We start from the raw sequence: 15635 nt of genomic DNA, 5'->3' as shown, positions 1-15635 counted from the left end.
CCCCCTTAGGCTACGACTCCGCGCTCATTGCTGAACTTCTCGTATGATTTATTATCCATGATACCTTTCAGGATTTGAACTGCATTCCATACATCCGTGTAAGAAGTGTAAAGTGCCACAGGTGCAAGCCGGACAATGTTCGGAGCTCGGAAATCAGGTATGATTCCTTTTTCCTTCAAGGCCTTGCAGATTCTCGCTGCTTCCTCATGCTCCAGACTGACATGCCCGCCCCTCCTGAAATCTTCTTCTGGACTGCCGATTTTAAAACCGGCATCCCCAAGCTCATGCTGGATCAGATCCATTAGATACTGATTGATTCTCAATGATTTTTCACGGATATTCTCGATTCCAGCCTCGGAGAACATTTTCAGTGAACCGAGCAGAGGTGCCAGGCTCAACACATGTGGTGTTCCAATCTGGTAGGCGCCTGCATTTTCAGCAGGTGTCAGGATATGCTCCATATCAAACTGTTTGTCTTTCCTCGAACCGAACCATCCGGCAAGTCCCGGCTTTTCACCAAAATGCCTTGAATTTACATAAAGACCCGCTACAGCTCCGGGACCGCCATTCAAGTGCTTATAATTGCACCAGTAGGCAAAGTCGACTCCCCAATCGGAGAAGGAATGGGGGATTGCGCCAATGGAATGGCAGCCATCGAAACCAATCAGGATGCCCCGTTCGTGAGCCGCTCTCGTCAACCGCTCCATATCAAGAATTTGACCGCTGCGGTATAAAACGGTCGGCAGCACGACAAGGGCAATATCATCCGTCATCGCCTCAATGATATCTTCCTCATACAGGAACCTTCCATCCCTGCTTTTTACCCTGATCAGGTGTGAGTCAGGCTCATAGCCATGGATACGCAGCTGGCTTTGTAATGCATAGATATCAGACGGAAAGTTCAATTCATCGGCAAGGATTTTCGTCCTCTTCCCCTCCGGCTTGTAAAAAGTAGCCACTAGCTGGTGCAGATTTACCGTAGTGGATCCGCTTACAATTACTTCTTCTGGTAAAGCGCCTACAAGCGGTGCTGTCAATTCACCTAGTTTTTCAGACAAATAGAACCAAGAATGCTTGCCATCCATCCAGCCATCGATACCAAGTTCGCGCCAGTCAGCCAAAGATTCAAGCAGTGTCTGCTCAGCCCGCTTCGAAAGAAGACCAAGCGAGTTCCCGTCTAGATAGATTGAATCAGGCTTTAAGTAAAACTCATCCCGAAAACCTGCAAGTATATCTTCGCGATCAAGCTTCTCCGCAAAGTCCGCAGCAGGTTCAAAAGAATAAGGGTTCATTTTCATCTCTCCCATCCCATTTGCAACTAGAGAAATCGTAACAAAGAACAGAAGGAAGCGTCAACAAATGGTCTGATAATTCTAAGAAAATAAAAACGTTGTTTAATGCGCTCCGACGCTTCTCGCTGATCCAAATCCATAAAAAAGGCTCGTATTTTGGATTCCCGCCTAAAAAGCTTAGTGTCTTACCGTGGCAGGTTCGCATAGTCTAATACGACGATACATGTTGTAAAGGAGAGATTGATATGGCTGATCCCAAGAAAACGAACGGAGTCCCTAACAGTATTATTGATTTGCTTGTCAATGATATTTTCAAGAAAAACGGAATCAATACAGAAGAAGTCAAAGGGAAAATATCCAATGACCAAAAGCAAGCAATAAAGGATTTAGTAGAAGATTTAAGTCAGCAGGTAGACTCTTTCTTGAATTCAAGTAACACTAAGAAGAATTCCGGGAACGATAAGTAAGTTTGCTAGGCGCTCTTAAAAAGGGCGTTTTTTTTTTGAATATTTAATAGCTTTCTAGTGAATATACACAATCTATCCCACTGCCTCGCTAATATGATATTCCATACCAAGAAAAAGGAGTGAGATTAAATGGCAAGTAAGAATTATAACGAATATGGCAGACCTCAAGAATACGGGTACCACGGTGATAAAAAAGACCATGGTAAAGATTCAAAGAAGGAACATGGCGCTGTCGTTGAACAGGATGGATTTCAGTTCTCTGGAATCGAGCAGGACTCTGACGAACTAATTTGGATCAAAGATTCCTGCAATATTTGTGTCCAAACAACTGATACTCAAGCAGCTGTTTCACTGCAAGTAGGCTTGCAATTAGCCATTGCGTTAGTAGTAAGCATTACTGTAGGGGACACTGACCGCGGCCGTGCAATGGCACAGGAACTTTTCCAGAAACTCGATTCTGAGCAAACAAACAAGCAAAAAATCATCATCAAGAACTCTAAGGATATCAATGTAACAACTACTGATACTGACTTGGCAGTAAATATCCAGGCATTGCTTCAAGTTCTTGTTGCTGTAGTTGTAAAGCTAGACGTACTGTAATTCAAATAAATTAAGAAGAGGTGAAAAAAATGGGTGAAGATAAAAAGTGGAGAGCATTAGACCACTGTGACAAAGAGGAAAAATGCAATGACGGAGCTACAGTTTTGCAAGAAGGCGACCAATTCATGAAAACGGAACAACAATCCTTCGAATGGATCATCATCAAAGACTCTGAAGGTGTTGATGTCCAAACAACTGATACGCAAGCTGCTGTTTCGTTGCAATTAGGGCTGCAGGCAGCAATTGCAGCGGTAATCAGCATTACTATCGGAGACACTGACCGCGGAAACTCTGTTGTTCAGGATATCAAACAGGTAATGAAGACCAAGCAAAGGAACACACAGAAAACCATCATCGAAAGCTCAAAACATGTCAAGGTAACAACAACTGATACTGACATCGCTGTAAACATTCAGGCTCTTCTTCAAATCCTCATTGCTGTAGTCGTTAAACTGGATGTTCTATAAAAAAATGAGGAAATAACCAGAAGGAGGCTATAGGATGGATAACAAAAATAAAGAAATGGTCGAACAAATGCGCCAAATGAATGAACAGCTCATGGACAACCTGATGAGACAGCGGCAGCAAAAACGAAATTACAAGAAACTTCAGGACAATTTATCAAACAGCCAGAGTGAAATGAGGGAAAGGTTAAAGAAACAGTTTGCTATGGATAATAACCAGCCAAACCCTGCTCTTTCCGACATGCTTGGAAAAGGCAGCCAGCCAAACCCTTCTCTATCCGACATGCTTGGTAAATTGATGAAATAATTAAAAATAAGGCCTGTAGACTTTTATAGTTTACAGGCCTTCATAATAATTAAAATCGGTTAAATTTAAGTTAGAAATCAAGTTCGAAGCGTTTGAATGGATAACCACGATCAAGCACTTTACCTTACTTTCACATTCCTGCACTACTTATGCAAATCGATAATAAATCAGCACAAATGCCGATAAAACAAAAATGAAGTTCAAGAAGATAAACACGAATTGATCCACTTTCGTCTTATGCAGCTTGATTGGCGGATTGTAGAAGGATACGCCTTCGATGATGAAAATAATCAGGACGATATGGATCATGAAATGGCCGATGACTTCTGTGAATCCGAATAGCATGGTTGTCAGGATAAAGATGGTGGTGACAACAAATCCGAGCACCCGGTTCAGGATTCCGACTACGAGCAAATAGCCGACGACGAATTCGACAAAGGCCGCCATGACAATGAAGGCTGCTGGTTCGAATCCGAAAGTTGGCACATGGTGGTTCGCGACGATATCCAGCGACATTGTTGGGTACACCCATTTTTCAACAGCGACCCAGCAAAGGGATAGCCCTGTGCCTAAATACAGAAACGGGAACCCTACCTTTTCCAGCTTTGTTTTGCCAACAAGCAGCACGCCAATGATGGCTACATAAAAGCCGTAATCAAGCATATAGAACACGCCATGATCAACAGTGACCATGATGAATAATATGAGTAAAAGAGCTGCGCCGAACTTTGTTGCGATATGATGCGGAACAAGGAGCAGGCCAACTGCCACCCATGCTAAAATCGTCATCAATGTGCTTTCAATATGGAATTCAGGTGCGAACAGGGTGCCATTTGTGACCTGGATGATCAATGCTGCTGCCGTCCCGTATTTTAATAAATATCTTGAATACTTCCTGAAACCTGACAGGAAATCATCCCACTTTTTGATTAGCGGCCATTGGGCCATTTTTGGGATGACCAAAGTCAATGAAGCGAGAACGACTGCTGCCAGTAAGGCCAGGCCCATGAATAATGGAGACAGGATATTTTCAATGGTTTCTTTCTTTGGTGCAACCTCAGTGAACCATTTTACGTGAGCATTTGTATAAAAAGGTGTTAGAATGAGACCTAACCCAATGATGATTTGCAGTAGTTTTTTCATTAATAAAAACCTCCCGTGGCAATATAAACACTATCGATATAGTAATAATACAGTGTGAGCTAGAGATTTTTTCATCAGAGTTATGAACATTATGTGAAATAATTCACATATAGTTAATTATTGCGGTTTACTTATTAGGGTTCACATTTCCTTTTACCGCTATGCTTTTTAATTTGGTATTAATGGGTATATTGGGGATAAGGGATAAAGGATGGTGACCATCGGCTTTGAGACAATTATTTTTGCTTCTGATTATCGGGGCTTTGGCTTATTTTTCATGGCCATACCTCTCAGAAAATAAAGACATTCAAAACATAAAAACCGAAATAGAGAATCTAAAAGAAAACCCGGAGCTTGCGTCTGTACTGGAGAAGCTCAACAGTGGAATTAACCAGCTGATCTGGCAGGTCAATGAGAAAAAAGAAGAACTGACCCAGGAAGAAAAGCTTTTGCCGAAGGTGGCCAAACCAGAGCTGGAAACACCTTCCGAGAGAACCTTCACCATCCACAATATTGGAATCGGTGATGGAAAGGGTGATGTAGAAAAACAGCTTGGCGCTCCGAAACGGACTTCCGTGAATGAGTACGGTACAGAGTGGCATGCCTATCATGAAAATTTCCAGAACTTCACCATGGTTGCCTACAGCAAAGACGGGACAGTGAATGCACTGTATACCAACCAGGATATGATTGCTGCCAAAAATGGAATCAAATATGGGGCTTCGAAAGAGACCGTCCGCCAGACACTAGGCGAACCACTCGGGGAAATCAGGAAAGGGCTTGTCTATTACCAGTTCCAGAAGGACCAGGACTATGACGTCTACAATATCGATGACAGCTATGTGACGGTCTTTTATGATAAACATAGGAATAATACCGTAACTGCAATCCAGATTATCAGCGAAAAACTCGAGCAGAGTAAAGCGGGATTTTATACAGAAGCGAGTGACTCGTTGAAGGAAGGTTTTGAATACCAGTTGTTCGATCTGACAAATGCATCGAGGGTGGTTCATGGTTTAGGCATCCTGACATGGGACGATCAAGTCAGGGTGACGGCCCGCAAGCACAGTGCCGATATGGCGGAGAACTCTTATTTCAGCCACACGAATCCCAAAGGCCAGTCACCTTTTGACAGGATGGCTGAAGACGATATTGCCTTTTCCGTTGCCGGGGAAAATCTCGCATACGGCCAATTCAGCAGCATCTTCGCACACGAAGGCCTGATGAACTCACTCGGGCACCGGGAGAATATCCTGAAGCCAGACTTCAAGCTGCTGGGCGTCGGCGTCGCATTCGGCCCGAAGCATGAGCCTTATTTTACAGAGAACTTTTATAGTAAGAGGAAGTTTTAGACCGTATCATAGCAAAACCGCTGACTGGAAAAAATCGCGGATAATTTCCAATTCGCTATAAAAATGAAAAAGTCGCTATAAAAATGGAAAAGTCGCTATAAAAACTGCAAACTCGCTATAAAAATGAAAAAGTCGCTATATAATTGAAAAACTCGCTATAATGTTGGTTCATTCATTTGAACAGGCATGATTTTGTTTGATTTCAAATACAATTTTCCAATGCTTGTACATGCTTGAACCATTTTATTGGCGGTTTTCACAACTTTATTGGCGATTTTCAAATTTTATTGGCGAAAATATTTTTTTATTGGCGAAAATCACTTACTTATTGGCGAAAATCTCATTTTATTGGCGAACTGAAAATTCCGAGCTCTTTTTTCCAATTCACCCAAAACAAAAAACCGCTAAATCGGCCCTCACTCCCGATTCGGCGGTTTTTTTCGCAAATTTACTTCACTCGTGGGAATCCAAAGCCTGATGCATAGTCATCGCCTGATGCTGCACCGGATCCGCCGAGGATATCGTTCGATTTTGCACGGTTCTGAAGTTCAGCTCGAAGCTGAGTGTGGCTCATGTTTGGATTTTCAGCCCAGATTTTCGCTGCCAATCCGGATACGTGTGGAGTTGCCATGGATGTTCCGCTGATTGTGTTATATGAACCGTCATACCAGGTTGATTCAATCGCTCTTCCTGGTGCAGAAACTTCCACATCACGTTCCTGGATGACATAATCCCCATCCGTAGCAGGATTTCCGCGGGAAGAGAAGTCTGCGACACGGTATGTACCGTTTTCCTGGACATCTTCAAGTGCTGCGACTGCGACGGCGTTAGTCAATGCGCCTGGGTAGCCGATTGTGTCTGCATTAGGTCCGCTGTTTCCAGCTGCTGCAACAACCAGAACTCCTTTTCCATATGCATAGTTCACAGCATCGGCAATCATCGAGCTCTTGCTGCTTGAGCCAAGTGACATGGAAATGACGACATGCGACTTTGTGCGGACTGCTTCATCTGCAGCATGCTGGATGGCACCGGCGATATCATCGGAGTAACCTGATCCCTGGTCATTCAGCACTTTGTATGCCCAAAGGTCTGCGTCAGGTGCAACTCCGTAAATGCCTTTTCCTGATCCGCCATGTGCGAGTACAGTTCCGGCAACGTGTGTACCATGACCATTTTTATCGGTACAGGATCCATTTACAAGCGGCGTCCTTCGATTGGTAAAATCCTTACATTGTTCATCGCTGCCAGCCAAATCGGTATGGTTGACGTTCACGCCCGTATCGAGCACGGCTACCTTCACGCCATTGCCGCCGGATGTTGCCTGTAGATTGCTATCATTATAGATTGCTTCCATTCCCCATGGTGTGCGGTCAGATGGTGCAGCCTGAGCACCGGATCCTGGCTTCGCTTCCAGCTGGACCTGGGAAACGGTTTCTACTTTTAGATTCTTATTTTTTAATAATGCTTGATATTGCTTGGCATTAACTGTCGTTGTAAAACCTTTTGCCCCAAAATCCCATCGTGTGCCGAATTGATCTTTTGCCTTAGCCTTTTCAGCTGCAGGACCCTGAACCAGTACCCGGTAGGAATCCTGTGTTTCCGGCGCCTGGCCAAAGGCCCCAGCTGCGAACATAGATAGACCCATTGTCATGCTTAGTAGTGCCGCTCCTAACGCTTTCCTTTTGTTCATCCAACCACTCCTCTGCATTGTTATGGTGTTGCTGGTTTTACAAAAACTATTATATTTAAAATATTCTGATAATAACAATAAGCTAAACTGTTCATTTTTAAGTCTTTAGAATCAGTCCATTCTGCATGTTTACATAAAAGTCACATGCATATTAGACTATTTTAAAATTTTCCCAATATCGAAAGAACCAAAAAGAGTGACCTTCTTGGTACAGGTCACTCTTTTTGCTAAAAAACACTAGTTAATTTTTCACTTGTAATTTATATAAATAAAAGCAAGCTCACAGCCATGACCGCCATACCAGCCACCAATCCATAGATAGCAAGGTGCGATTCATCGTATTTTTTCGCAGCGGGCAGCAGTTCATCAAGTGAAATGAAAACCATGATTCCGGCAACTGCGGCGAAAATGACGCCGAACATGATATCGTTCAGGAATGGCATCAGGAACAGGTAAGCGGCCAGTGCACCGATTGGTTCTGACAACCCGGATAAAAATGATAGCTTGAAAGCTTTCTTTTTATCGCCGGTCGCGAAGTAGACTGGTACGGAAACGGCAATTCCCTCCGGAATGTTATGGATGGCAATGGCAATCGCAATGGCAACACCTAATGCAGGATCCTGGATTGCTGAGGTGAAGGTGGCAATTCCTTCTGGAAAATTGTGAATGCCGATCGCCAGCGCTGTGAATGTGCCCATTTTCAATAAAGCCGCATCGTTGGCGGGTTTCGCCGAAGGATTCATATCTTCCACTTTCTTCAGTTCATGAGGATTTCCCTGCTTTGGTATGAACTTGTCAATCAACGCAATCAACACAATTCCGGCGAAAAAACCGCCCACGGTCGCCCAGTTTCCCAATTGCACGCCCATCGCTGAAACAAGTGCATCCTTGGCTTTGACAAAGATTTCAATCATCGACACATAAATCATGACTCCCGCTGAAAATCCCAGTGCCACCGAAAGGAATTTTGTATTCGTCCGCGATGTAAAAAATGCAAGGACACTGCCAATGCCAGTGGCAAGGCCTGCAAATAATGTCAAACCGAAAGCAAATAAAATTTCCTCTGTCATTGATATTCTCCTTTAACAATCAATATTTGCCCTGATTCAGTGCCGTTTTTACTAAGAAAAAACTATGCCACAGCTTGAAATTGTTTCACGAATGAAACCTTCGGGCATTATATGCACCAAATGCTGCTCACATCTTAAAATGTTTCCATAGGTAAACTTTTTGAGTGCAGAATACTGTTGGGTAAAAACAATATATGCACTTACATTAAAATGTTTCCTCAAGTAAACATTTTATCGCAGAGGAAACTCAACCTGCAACTAAATAATACAAGGCTGTTTTCGTAAAGATTGTTGTTAAAATCCTAAAGCCGATTTTAACGTGTAATAACCCATTTGTATGTCGGTACTAAGTTTGCAAGCTCTTTTCTCAGCATAAGTGTTAATTGTGTGAATAATCTAAGGTTATTACATTCAATTTTGTAGAGAATAGGAACAAAGTTTGAGAAAAGAGCCTAATACAAATAAAAACCCCTGCAAAACTGCAGAGGTTCCTTTAACACTATAGATTTTTTTTAATTTTGTAATCTGCCTTTTTCTTTTCAAGCCAGTTTGGATATTCCGTCTGGATTTTTTTGTCGAATAAAGACTCTTTGATCTCATCTTTATGGTCCTTATATACTGCTGCTTTTGCCGCTTTTTTATCGGCAACCTTAATGATATGGTAACCAAAGTCTGTTTTTACCGGGGCACTGACTTCCCCCGCTTTCATTCCGAAGGCTGCTTCCTCGAATTCCTTTGCCATTTCTCCTTTTCCGAAATAGCCGAGGTCTCCGCCTTTAGCTGCATTGCTTGCATCCTTGGAATATTCTTTGGCTAATTCAGCAAAATCTTTGCCACTGTCCAGCTCTTTTTTGACTTTCTTGGCCGTCGCCTCATCTTCGATTAAAATATGGCTGGCTTTTACCTGTTCTTTTTGGTCAAAAGTGTCTTTATTTTCTTCGAAGTATGTTTTCATTTCTTCTTCCGTCACTTTGATGGAAGGTTTAATCATTTTTTCAGCCAGCAGATACGTCTCGATGTCCTCCCTGATTCTGTCGATTGACACTTTGTTCTGCTCAAGTGCCGCTGCAAATGCATCTTCACCGCCATAGGATTCCTGTAGTTTTGTCAGCTCTTCATCTATTTCATTTCCTGTTACTTTTACCTTTTGCTTGTCAGCTTCCATTTCGATCACTTTATTTGTGATCAGCGAATCCAGCGTATCCGCACCATACATCTCGGTCAATTTGCTGTTCAGTTCATCCTTGGTTATTTTTTCACCATTGATGCTCGCTGCCGTTTCTGTTTTTGTAAAAGCTGCCGCAAAAATCAAGATGAGTCCTAATGCAATTGCTGCAAAAATCAGCATCAATTTATTTTTTTTCATAAAAGTAATCATTATTTCCCTCCATTAATATACGTTTGAAGCCAACAGGACAACCTTCAAAGTTTGCTGCTTGCCGTCACGATAAACTTTCAATTGTGCACTGTCACCTTTTTTAAGCTTGGTGTACATGTAACGTCTCAAGTCCGTCGCACTTTTCACCTGTGCATCATTGATGCCGACGATGATATCCTGTTCCTGAAGGCCTGCTTTGGCAGCCGCGGAATTTGGATCGACACTGGTCACCATTGTACCGGAGTCCACATTATCTGGCAGATTTTTAAGATACATTTCAGGGATTTGCTCCAAATCGGCAAGACTTACACCTAAATAAGGACGTTCGACTTTCCCTTTTTCAATCAGTTGGTTGACGATTGGCAGTGCATCCCGGCTGGGAATCGCAAAGCCAAGACCTTCCACGCCATTTTGCGAGATTTTCAGACTATTGATCCCAATCACTTTTCCATCCGTATTGATCAGCGCACCGCCGCTGTTCCCCGGGTTGATTGCAGCGTCCGTCTGGATGACATTCATTTCCCATTCTCCCGCAGAAGTCGGAACTGAGATCGAGCGGTCAACCGCGCTGACGATTCCCTGAGTCACAGTCCGTGATAAATCAAGGCCGAGTGGGTTTCCGATTGCCAGAACCTGGTCGCCAGGTCTTAAGGCTGAGGAATCACCGAAATCAATGACATCCACCGCCTTGTCAGACTGAATTTTGATAACTGCTAAATCAGTTAATGCATCTGCCCCGACAACCTTCGCGTCAACCTTCTCGCCATTGTACAAGGAGACTTCAACCTTGCTTGCACCTTCAATCACATGGTTGTTTGTGACAATGAAGGCTTCCTTGCCCGCTTTTTTAAAAATAACCCCAGAACCAGACCCGGTTGCGACATTGCCCTGGCTGCGGGAAAAAGGATTGCTTTCCTGCTGGATGTTGGTGATGCCGACGATCGATTTAGAGGAAGTCTCGATGATGTCGGCAAGCGATCCTGAACTCTTTGCCGAAGTAGGAGTGGTTACAATATTTGAACTGCTCTCTGCTGCTGTTTCCGCCTTTGGCTGCACCTGCTGGCCACCGCCAATGTCGGTAAAATTCACAGCCGCCAGCGTAATAACCGAACCAACAACACCAGCCATGACAGTGGACAAAATGCTTTTGAATGGATTGGACTTTTTTACCGGTTCTGATACAGGGTATCGCGATTGCTGCTCGTTGGCCGGTTTTGATTCACGGTAACGGGATTCTTGTTCATTGACCGGTTCTGACTCAGAGAATCGCGATTCCTGCTCGTCGATTAGTTCCGATTCAGGGTATCGGGATTCCCCATTGATTGGTTCCGATTCATGGTACCGGGATTCCTGCTCATTGACCGATTCCGATTCATGGTGACGGGCTTCCTGCTCATTGACTGGTTCCGCTCCTTGATTCCGGGATTCCTGCTCGAATTCATTCATGGTTATTTCCTCCTCGCTTCTTATCTTGGTTTCATCTTAACCAGAAATTATGAACAAATTATTAACAAACTGAGGCAAGGATTTTAAAAGTTCGGGAAGAATTTACTTGTTTCAGTCCACACAAAAAAGCTGCAGACATAGTCGCCTGCAGCTTTCATAAAATGGATTACATTTCAATATCTTTCATCAAATTCGCCATTTCGATTGCAGACGCCGCTGCGTCCCAGCCTTTGTTGCCCGCTTTCGTGCCAGCACGTTCGATTGCCTGCTCGATTGTATCGGTTGTCAGGACACCGAATATAACCGGCACTCCTGTGTTCATTGCTGCTGCTGAAACACCCTTTGCCGTTTCATTGGATACATAGTCAAAATGCGGAGTGGAGCCGCGGATGACGGTTCCTAATGTGATGACTGCATCATATTTATTGCTCTTTGCCATCTTTTGCGCCACCAATGGAATTTCGAATGCACCGGGAACCCAGGCAACATCGACATCATTTTCATCGACGCCATGTCTTTTCAATGCGTCCTGTGCACCTCCCAAAAGCTTGCTTGTAATGAATTCATTGAAACGCCCCACAACGATCCCGACTTTAAGTCCTGTTCCTACCAAATTGCCTTCGAATGTTCTGTTCATGTCTGATTCCTCCAGTTAAAATTTAAGTAAATGACCTAATTTGCTATGTTTTGTTTTTAGATAGTTTTCGTTTTCTTCCCTTGCTGGCATCTGGATGGGCACCCGGTCGACCACTTCAAGGCCATAGCCCTTGAGCCCTTTGATTTTCCTTGGATTGTTCGTGAGCAATTTAATTTGCTTGATGCCAAGGTCTTTTAAAATTTGTGCTCCGATCCCGTATTCGCGAAGGTCAGCACCGAAGCCGAGTTTTTCATTGGCCTCCACGGTATCGTAGCCCTCTTCCTGCAGCTTATACGCCCTTAGCTTGTTCATCAGGCCGATGCCCCTGCCTTCCTGGCGCATGTACAAAAGGACTCCGCGTCCTGCCTCGTTGATCTGGGTCAATGCAGCATGCAGCTGAGGTCCGCAGTCACAGCGATACGAACCGAATACATCTCCAGTCAGGCACTCAGAATGCACCCTGACCAGAACCGGCTCATCCGGGTCGATGTCTCCTTTCACAAGGGCAATATGTTCTTTGTCATCCACGACGTTCGAATAGCCAACGGCCTTGAACATCCCGAATTCGGTCGGCAGATTGATTTCAACCTCTCTTTGAACCAGCTTGTCCTTACGGTTGCGGTATTGGATAAGATCCTTGATCGTGATCATTTTCAAATCGAACTGGTCTGCAATCTTGCGAAGCTGCGGCACCCTTGCCATGGTGCCATCTTCATTCATGATTTCGCAAATAACGCCAGCCGGCTTGGCGCCGCACATTTTTGCTAGATCGACCGCCGCCTCCGTATGGCCTGCCCTTCTTAATACACCGCCTTTCTTGGCGACAAGCGGGAAGATGTGCCCCGGACGCTTGAAATCGGCAGCCTTTGACTCCAGATCAAGCATGCTAAGCACCGTTGCTGAGCGCTCAAACGCAGAAATCCCTGTCGTGGAGAACTTATGGTCGATACTAACGGTAAAGGCAGTACCATGCGGATCAGTGTTGCGAGAAACCATCGGCATCAGGTCGAGCCTTTGTGCCAGTTCTGTTTCAATTGGAACACAGATCAAACCCCGGCCATGCGTCGCCATGAAATTGATGACATCAGGTGTGGCCTTCTCAGCCAGCGCGATGAAATCCCCTTCATTCTCCCGGTCTTCATCATCACAAACGATGACTACATTGCCTTGCATGAGTTCATATATGGCCTCTTCAATACGATCGAACATCATCATCATCCTCACATAAACCCGTTATCCTCTAAGAATTGGGCAGTAATATTGCTTCCTCTTTTTGGAGCTGCTTGAACCTGATTACTCAAGAAATGCCCCACATACTTGCCGATCATGTCACATTCAATATTGACGATATCGCCTTTATCCTTGAAGCCAAGCACCGTGTCAGAAAGTGTCAGCGGGATCAGCGACAGAGTCAAGCTGTCTTCCGATATCCCGAAAACAGTCAGGCTTGTACCATCGACTGCGACAGAGCCTTTCATGATGACATATTTCAGCAATTCGGGATCAACTTGGATTTCATAATACACTGCATTTTCAACTTGTTTTTTCCCTTTTATGACCCCGACTCCATCCACATGCCCGGCGACAAGGTGGCCGCCAAAGCGTCCTCCCGCTGACATCGCTCTTTCCAGGTTCACCTTTGAGCCCCTTTTCACGATTTTCAGGCTCGACGCTTTTACCGTCTCCGGCATCACATCTACTGAAAACCTGTTTTCAGAAAAGGACGTGACAGTCAGGCATACTCCGTTAACCGCAATACTGTCACCAAGATGGACATCTGTCAGGACTTTTTTTGCGTCGATTGTCAGCACAAAAGACTCGCCGCTGTGCTGGATATTGGCAACTGTCCCGATTTCCTCAATAATCCCTGTAAACATATAAACCTCCTTTTAGACCGGCTCAGCAATGATCCGGATATCCTGGCCGATTTGCTTCACACCGATGATTTTCAACGGGACTGTTTCATTCAAATGGGCAATGCCATCTCCTCCGTAAGCTGACGGAGCATCTCTGCCGCCGATCAGCTTTGGCGCAATATAGGTAATCACCCGCTGAAAAGCCTTCTCCCTTAAAAAACTGCCATGGACCTCAGCACCGCCTTCAACATACAGAGAAGTGATGCCGCGCTCCCCCAGTTTTTTCAGCATTTCTTTAATTCCGACTTTCTCAGTCTCTAGCTTGATGATTTCGATGCCCTTCTCTTTATACTGTTTTTCCTTTTCAGGCTCGACATCTGAACCTGTCACAATGATCGTTTCAGCAGAATCGTCATTGAAAACACGGGCTTCCAAAGGAGCTCGAAGATGGGAATCGAGAATCACGCGGATGGGGTTTTTCCCGCCAGCTTCAAGCCTGGTCGTCAGGCTCGGGTTATCTTTTATGACAGTGTTGACGCCAACGAGAATGGCATCATGTGTATGGCGGAATTGGTGGACATCCTTCCTGGCTTCCTCCCCTGTGATCCATTTACTCTCACCGGTCACTGTTGCGATTTTGCCATCAAGGCTGGTCGCTGACTTCAAGGTCACATATGGAAGTCCCGTGCTTATGTAATGAAAAAACACCTGATTCAGGGCAATGGCTTCTTCCTCCAATAAGCCAACCTCAACCTCAATGCCTGCCTCACGCATTTTTTTGATTCCCGCTCCGCCAACAAGCGGGTTAGGGTCAACCGAAGCCACAAACACTTTCTTGATGCCCGACTCTATGACAAGGTTCGAACATGGCGGCGTCTTCCCGAAATGGCTGCACGGCTCAAGTGTCACGTAGAGAGTCGCTCCATTCGCTTTCTCCCCTGCCATCCGGATCGCGTGGACTTCTGCATGCGGCTCGCCAGCCTTTAAATGGGCGCCCATGCCCATGATCTCCCCCTCTTTAACAAGCACTGCGCCAACCTGGGGGTTCGGGGAGGTTTGTCCTTCCGCTGCGTTCGCAAGCTTGATGGCAAGGGCCATATAGTCCTGATGCTTCACCTTCATCCCTCCTTTTTGAAAAAATAAAATAAAAAGACCCCGAAACATAAGCGCTTCGGGGTCCTAAAAAAGACAATGTCAAACTAGAGGGTTAGAAAAGGGTATACTACTCCCTTATTCCTAATCCTCATTTTTTCCTTCTCCCATCCAGACTGTAACTGTCGGCCCTGGAGTTTCACCAGATCCACCGTTTAACAAATGTTAACCGGGTCACGGACTAAGAAGCACAGGCTTCATCACCGCCGGTTGGGAATTGCACCCGACCCCGAAGGAATATATTAAGTTAGAGTCATTATACAGAACATTATGTTTAATGAAAAACAAAATGGCTTTTTATTTTTTCATCAGCTTCTCAATCGTCGTCAACAACTCGTCAATAACCTCATTGTCACCTTCCTGAATCCGTTCAACGATGCAGGATTTCATATGGCCTTCAAGCAGCAGCTTGGCCACGCTGTTCAAGGCCGCCTGAGTCGCAGAAATCTGCGTGATCACATCATCACAATACGTATCTCTTTCAATCAGGCCTTTTATGCCGCGTATTTGTCCTTCTATCCGATTCAATCTCGTGACGAGATTTTTTTTTGTTTTTTCAGAGTGGTGGCTTTTTCGCTCTGATGAGCAGCAGCTGTCACCACATTCAGCCGGGTTCACTTCGGGCTCTAAAATATCCAACTAAAAACCCCCTTTTCTTTTAACCTAATTTTATCATACCCCCACACAGTAAATAATCGCAAATTCACGGTCAACTCTTACATATAAAACGGTTTATAAGGAATAACTATTTTTAACGAATATATGATACAAGTTTACTATT

The 15635-nt window shown here is 44.6% G+C and carries 16 protein-coding genes and 1 riboswitch; of the genes, 5 read left to right on the top strand and 11 right to left on the bottom strand.

All coding sequences use genetic code 11. The features are described 5' to 3' along the window. Positions 1–5 precede the first annotated feature (5 nt). Positions 6–1292: a kynureninase gene (kynU, locus tag ACNAZ4_RS20825; RefSeq protein WP_415817737.1), complete on the bottom strand. Its 1287-nt coding sequence runs from the start codon at positions 1290–1292 to the stop codon at positions 6–8. Between the two features lie 245 nt (positions 1293–1537). On the opposite strand from kynU, the gene ACNAZ4_RS20820 reads away from it, so the two are divergent. From ACNAZ4_RS20820 to ACNAZ4_RS20805, 4 genes are all read left to right on the top strand, one after another. Beyond that, the gene (locus tag ACNAZ4_RS20820) at positions 1538–1759 is read left to right on the top strand and encodes a spore coat protein (RefSeq protein ID WP_415817735.1); all 222 of its coding nucleotides are present in this window, start codon (positions 1538–1540) and stop codon (positions 1757–1759) included. 129 nt (positions 1760–1888) lie between these two features. Further along, complete coding sequence (locus tag ACNAZ4_RS20815) at positions 1889–2359, top strand: spore coat protein (protein WP_415817733.1); 471 nt, start codon at positions 1889–1891, stop codon at positions 2357–2359. 29 nt (positions 2360–2388) lie between these two features. Beyond that, positions 2389–2826 (top strand): spore coat protein, encoded by a 438-nt coding sequence (locus ACNAZ4_RS20810; RefSeq protein WP_415817731.1) that lies wholly within the window; start codon positions 2389–2391, stop codon positions 2824–2826. A gap of 34 nt (positions 2827–2860) precedes the next feature. Continuing rightward, positions 2861–3130, top strand: coding sequence for a hypothetical protein (locus ACNAZ4_RS20805; protein ID WP_415817729.1), 270 nt, complete (start codon positions 2861–2863; stop codon positions 3128–3130). Positions 3131–3277: 147 nt separating this feature from the next. On the opposite strand, the gene ACNAZ4_RS20800 is transcribed toward ACNAZ4_RS20805, so the two are convergent. Continuing rightward, a complete protein-coding gene (locus ACNAZ4_RS20800; RefSeq protein WP_415817727.1) occupies positions 3278–4273 on the bottom strand; it encodes a hypothetical protein in 996 nt (331 codons plus the stop codon). Positions 4274–4500: 227 nt separating this feature from the next. On the opposite strand from ACNAZ4_RS20800, the gene ACNAZ4_RS20795 reads away from it, so the two are divergent. After that, positions 4501–5625, top strand: coding sequence for a CAP domain-containing protein (locus ACNAZ4_RS20795; RefSeq protein ID WP_415817725.1), 1125 nt, complete (start codon positions 4501–4503; stop codon positions 5623–5625). Between the two features lie 448 nt (positions 5626–6073). Here the strand turns inward: ACNAZ4_RS20795 and ACNAZ4_RS20790 are convergent, their stop codons facing one another. The 9 genes from ACNAZ4_RS20790 to ACNAZ4_RS20750 form a co-directional block, all read right to left on the bottom strand. Next, entirely contained in the window at positions 6074–7315 is a 1242-nt protein-coding gene (locus tag ACNAZ4_RS20790; protein WP_415817723.1) for a S8 family peptidase, read from the bottom strand. Positions 7316–7575: 260 nt separating this feature from the next. Continuing rightward, positions 7576–8385, bottom strand: coding sequence for a zinc transporter ZupT (gene zupT, locus ACNAZ4_RS20785; protein WP_415817721.1), 810 nt, complete (start codon positions 8383–8385; stop codon positions 7576–7578). A 499-nt stretch (positions 8386–8884) separates the two neighbouring features. Continuing rightward, positions 8885–9763, bottom strand: a complete 879-nt coding sequence (locus ACNAZ4_RS20780; RefSeq protein ID WP_415817719.1) for a peptidylprolyl isomerase — start codon at positions 9761–9763, stop codon at positions 8885–8887. 12 nt (positions 9764–9775) lie between these two features. After that, the gene (locus ACNAZ4_RS20775; protein WP_415817717.1) at positions 9776–11209 is read right to left on the bottom strand and encodes a S1C family serine protease; all 1434 of its coding nucleotides are present in this window, start codon (positions 11207–11209) and stop codon (positions 9776–9778) included. Positions 11210–11375: 166 nt separating this feature from the next. After that, entirely contained in the window at positions 11376–11846 is a 471-nt protein-coding gene (ribH, locus tag ACNAZ4_RS20770) for a 6,7-dimethyl-8-ribityllumazine synthase (RefSeq protein ID WP_415817715.1), read from the bottom strand. 15 nt (positions 11847–11861) lie between these two features. Continuing rightward, entirely contained in the window at positions 11862–13055 is a 1194-nt protein-coding gene (locus ACNAZ4_RS20765) for a bifunctional 3,4-dihydroxy-2-butanone-4-phosphate synthase/GTP cyclohydrolase II (RefSeq protein ID WP_415817713.1), read from the bottom strand. Positions 13056–13066: 11 nt separating this feature from the next. Further along, positions 13067–13723, bottom strand: coding sequence for a riboflavin synthase (gene ribE, locus ACNAZ4_RS20760; RefSeq protein ID WP_415817711.1), 657 nt, complete (start codon positions 13721–13723; stop codon positions 13067–13069). Positions 13724–13735: 12 nt separating this feature from the next. Then, a complete protein-coding gene (gene ribD / locus ACNAZ4_RS20755) occupies positions 13736–14818 on the bottom strand; it encodes a bifunctional diaminohydroxyphosphoribosylaminopyrimidine deaminase/5-amino-6-(5-phosphoribosylamino)uracil reductase RibD (RefSeq protein WP_415817709.1) in 1083 nt (360 codons plus the stop codon). Positions 14819–14949: 131 nt separating this feature from the next. Next, a riboswitch (FMN riboswitch) is annotated at positions 14950–15095 on the bottom strand. A gap of 56 nt (positions 15096–15151) precedes the next feature. After that, positions 15152–15487: a metal-sensitive transcriptional regulator gene (locus tag ACNAZ4_RS20750; protein ID WP_415817836.1), complete on the bottom strand. Its 336-nt coding sequence runs from the start codon at positions 15485–15487 to the stop codon at positions 15152–15154. Positions 15488–15635 lie beyond the last annotated feature (148 nt).

It is taken from the genome of Mesobacillus thioparans, assembly GCF_965138835.1.
Lineage (GTDB): Bacteria > Bacillota > Bacilli > Bacillales > Cytobacillaceae > Mesobacillus > Mesobacillus thioparans.
The sequence above is the reverse complement of the archived record's forward strand: the minus strand, read 5'-3'. Positions and strand labels throughout refer to the sequence as shown.

Coding starts and splice junctions, on each gene's coding strand:
- kynU (WP_415817737.1), bottom strand. CDS start 1,292: ATGAACCCTTATTCTTTTGAACCTGCTGCGGACTTTGCGGAGAAGCTT.
- ACNAZ4_RS20820 (WP_415817735.1), top strand. CDS start 1,538: ATGGCTGATCCCAAGAAAACGAACGGAGTCCCTAACAGTATTATTGAT.
- ACNAZ4_RS20815 (WP_415817733.1), top strand. CDS start 1,889: ATGGCAAGTAAGAATTATAACGAATATGGCAGACCTCAAGAATACGGG.
- ACNAZ4_RS20810 (WP_415817731.1), top strand. CDS start 2,389: ATGGGTGAAGATAAAAAGTGGAGAGCATTAGACCACTGTGACAAAGAG.
- ACNAZ4_RS20805 (WP_415817729.1), top strand. CDS start 2,861: ATGGATAACAAAAATAAAGAAATGGTCGAACAAATGCGCCAAATGAAT.
- ACNAZ4_RS20800 (WP_415817727.1), bottom strand. CDS start 4,273: ATGAAAAAACTACTGCAAATCATCATTGGGTTAGGTCTCATTCTAACA.
- ACNAZ4_RS20790 (WP_415817723.1), bottom strand. CDS start 7,315: ATGAACAAAAGGAAAGCGTTAGGAGCGGCACTACTAAGCATGACAATG.
- zupT (WP_415817721.1), bottom strand. CDS start 8,385: ATGACAGAGGAAATTTTATTTGCTTTCGGTTTGACATTATTTGCAGGC.
- ACNAZ4_RS20780 (WP_415817719.1), bottom strand. CDS start 9,763: ATGATTACTTTTATGAAAAAAAATAAATTGATGCTGATTTTTGCAGCA.
- ACNAZ4_RS20775 (WP_415817717.1), bottom strand. CDS start 11,209: ATGAATGAATTCGAGCAGGAATCCCGGAATCAAGGAGCGGAACCAGTC.
- ribH (WP_415817715.1), bottom strand. CDS start 11,846: ATGAACAGAACATTCGAAGGCAATTTGGTAGGAACAGGACTTAAAGTC.
- ACNAZ4_RS20765 (WP_415817713.1), bottom strand. CDS start 13,055: ATGTTCGATCGTATTGAAGAGGCCATATATGAACTCATGCAAGGCAAT.
- ribE (WP_415817711.1), bottom strand. CDS start 13,723: ATGTTTACAGGGATTATTGAGGAAATCGGGACAGTTGCCAATATCCAG.